The sequence below is a fragment of the Aurantimonas sp. E1-2-R+4 genome, assembly GCF_036549515.1.
Taxonomy (GTDB): domain Bacteria; phylum Pseudomonadota; class Alphaproteobacteria; order Rhizobiales; family Rhizobiaceae; genus Aurantimonas; species Aurantimonas coralicida_A.
In genome coordinates this window covers 1-3,079 of record NZ_JAZHLK010000110.1, presented here as the reverse complement: position 1 = coordinate 3,079, position 3,079 = coordinate 1, and the positions used below count along the sequence as shown (strand labels likewise).

2 protein-coding genes and 1 pseudogene are annotated in these 3,079 nt (G+C 60.0%); 2 read left to right on the top strand and 1 reads right to left on the bottom strand.

Annotated features, from left to right (window positions below):
* Window positions 1-356 precede the first annotated feature (356 nt).
* Both VQ045_RS21415 and VQ045_RS21410 read left to right on the top strand, forming a co-directional pair.
* A pseudogene (locus tag VQ045_RS21415) lies at window positions 357-620 on the top strand (DUF6998 domain-containing protein); the annotation flags it as partial.
* Window positions 621-1,298: 678 nt separating this feature from the next.
* Window positions 1,299-1,529: a hypothetical protein gene (locus tag VQ045_RS21410; RefSeq protein WP_331831560.1), complete on the top strand. Its 231-nt coding sequence runs from the start codon at window positions 1,299-1,301 to the stop codon at window positions 1,527-1,529.
* Here the strand turns inward: VQ045_RS21410 and VQ045_RS21405 are convergent.
* Window positions 1,526-2,989, bottom strand: coding sequence for a virulence-associated E family protein (locus VQ045_RS21405; protein WP_331831559.1), 1,464 nt, complete (start codon window positions 2,987-2,989; stop codon window positions 1,526-1,528). The two genes, VQ045_RS21410 and VQ045_RS21405, sit on opposite strands and share 4 nt — an antisense overlap.
* Window positions 2,990-3,079 lie beyond the last annotated feature (90 nt).

The window sequence follows — 3,079 nt, the reverse complement described above, 5'->3', positions numbered from 1 at the left end:
CTTTTGAAACGTCCCGGGATCACCGGGACCCCCTCGAAATTCCTCGCAGCTTCTTTGAACGCATCACTGCCGCCGCGTGCTACCCGGCGTGAATGGCCAAAGTCGAGCTTAGATGCGAAAAGGTTGTCAGGATCCGGCAAAACGGACCCCGATGGAAGTTTACGATCACCCAGGACAAGCCTAGCCTCTCGCCCCTGTCCGGGGGACCGATTCTCAAGATACCCACCAGATACGGCTGAGGCGGCGTTTCGGCTTACGCTGCTCCGGTCCATCCCAATCTCTTCTGCAACACGTGTCTGGCTTACGCCGTCGAAGGCATCACGTGAGGGCTTCCCAGTCACGGGCACGCGACGGACGGACGATCGGTGCAGATCAAGGCCACGGGGCTTCTGAAAGCCGGTCCAGCCTTTACCCCCGGCGAAGGCATTGCCGATCACCTGATTTTCGTTCGGATCGATTTCGGCGCCGGGAACGCGGTCGTGCTGTACAACGGACCGGAAGCGCCGGTGCGCCAGTTGCTGCCCGCCACATGGTCCGGGACGAAGGTGCTGCGGCTGTCGAAGGTGCTGGCACTGGATACCACGGTGAACGATGAACAGCGATTGCCCCTACTGCGGTGAGCGATGGCGTCGCGGGTGCCGTTGTGGGGGCGCGGTTGCCAACTGACGTGATGGTCGCTCGGGTCCTTCGAGGGCGGGGGGCCTCTTCCAAGGGGTGGCGCTGAGCCCGGTTTGTCACAGATTTCGGAAAACGTGATGTTATAACATTACATTTTAGCGTATATACGGCACCTCAGTTAGCAACCTGACGCCCGATCTCCGTTAGCAACTACGGTCACAAGACAGGGCAGAAACTAGACCCCCCTGTCTTCCCCCTTGTCTTGCTACCCTGTCTTACAACTAAGTCCTTGATTATTAACGATTATTAGCTCTCATAAGACAGTAAGACACCAAAAAGGGCAAATCTCAGACTCGTTGTTGGTTGAGTTGAGTGCTCCACCATGCTATTGGGGTTTAACGAGGTGTGTATAGGGGAAATGGCGTTTCGTTTGCTCTATAGGGGGACCATGTCTTGTAGATGCCCGGTTTGGAGGACAACCCATGCTTAAGTGCCCACACTGCAACGGTTTTTTGGTTTTGAAAGCCGTAAGACAGCCCCCCGGCGAGGTCTCCGGTCCGGGAAGCAAAAATCTGCTTCAGGAGGTCCAAGCCTGGGCCGATACGCCTGTTACACTGGCGTCCCTACTTGTTGACCTCGGAACACCGGGCAATCTCGGTCGGTATGAAGACCTCAACGAGATGGTCTATCGAACCGCTTTTCGCTCCATCGACTTCATTCGTGCGTCCGGGATGAAGATCGACCCGAACAAGCTCGCCCTCGCCCTTCGGGACCTGCCCGACTGGTCGGACGAGACGCGCGCGATGCGGATTTACGGGGTGCAGGGTCGGTATTGGCTGCGGCGCGGACTCGAGACCTATCCGGGGGCCATAGGGTGTGAAGAGTTCGAGGAGACGGGTGGGCTGGTCTAAACCAGATCGTCGACGACGCGGTAGCCCAACGCGATCTCTTCCGCCGTGGCGTCGTCGCGGACTTTCCACCGGGCCTGGACGCCGAAGTAGTAGGGGCGGTCCTTGCCGGTGAGCGTCTTGACGGGCACCCACTCAGGGATCATGCCCATCGCCGCGTCGAAGTTCTGGATCGTCTGCTGGTTCTTGATCACGCCCTCTTCTCGGAGGACGTGCTTGGCGATGTCGCTGTCGCGCACGACGACGCGTTGGACGGTCACCCGCTCCGGGTCGAACCCGAGTTCGCGCACGTCGGCGAACAGCTCGTGGCCGTACTCGTTCCACAACTGTTGGAGAGGAATTGGGTCGTCGAGCCAATCGCGGATTTCTTCCACCCACTGCTCATACATCTGGCGCTGGCGCGCGCCGGTCTGCAACAGCTCGGCTTCAGCCTTGGCCGTCGGATCGGATAGGTAGAGCGGCAGGTCGCCATGGGGCTGGTCGCGGCGCATGGCTTTGTAGATCGCCAGAGCCTCGGCCCATATCTGGTCACGCTCCTCCAGCAGCCGGTCGGTGTCGATCAGGCTCACCTTGGCGTGGATCGGCCACCAGCGACGGTTGCCGGTCGGGTCTTTCAGATACTTCGTATTGTTGGTCGTGCCCCAGAACGTCGCCTGCCGGGGGAACACGCTCGGCCGGCGGTCGTATGCCATGCGAACCTGATCCTGCTTGGCCGAGAGAAACTGCTTGGCGTCGTTGTAGTCGGACTTGTGGAACGAGGTCATCTCGGGAAATTCGAGAGCCCACAGGCCGCCGATCGTCTCGGCGATCCGCTGCGTGTCCTTCAGGTCGCAGGTCAGCTCGCCGAAGGTCTCGGGTCCGTAGAGGTATTCGATGAAGGTCGATTTTCGGATGCCGCCTTCGCCTTCCAGGACCGGCGAGAAGTCGAACTTGTGTCCAGGCTCGAAGATGCGGGCGACGGCCGCGACCATGACCATAAGAGCGGTCTGGCGGTAGTAGGGTGTGTCCGGGCAGCCGAGGTAGTCGATGAACAGGCGCTCGACGCGCTGCCGGCGGTCCCAGCCCCGCAGTTCGCAGCCCCATAGATAGTCCTTGACCGGGTGAAAGCGGTTGCGCAGGGCGACGGTCAGGATCGCGCTGGCCAGATCGCGCTCGGCCAGCTTGTCGATGCCGTAGCCCTTCTTCCCCTTGCCGTTGGGCGCGGCGAGGATCGACCGGACGGTCACGTCGTTGACGTCCTGCCAGATATCGCCTCGAAGCTTGTCCCGGCAGTAGCAGGGTGGGGTTGATTCCATCTTCGACATGATGTCCCGGCGCAGCACCACCCGCTGCATGAAGTCGTCGAAGGCGATGGCCCCGAAGAGCCTCGGGTCGTTGTTGATGATCTCTTGTGCGTTGGGGAGGTTCTGGATTGTAAAATCGCTTGCAAGAATGACCCCATAAGCGGGGTTTTTCGCATCCAAGAATGACCCCTGCTTTGGTTTGTCACAGTCTCTTCCGGATGGGCTTTTGCTCCGTTTGGAAGGGTAAGCCGGGGAATGATTGGTGTGGAT

Bases quoted from the DNA above. Each gene is read 5' to 3' on its own strand.
- VQ045_RS21410 (WP_331831560.1), top strand. From the start codon at position 1,299: ATGGTCTATCGAACCGCTTTTCGCTCCATCGACTTCATTCGTGCGTCC.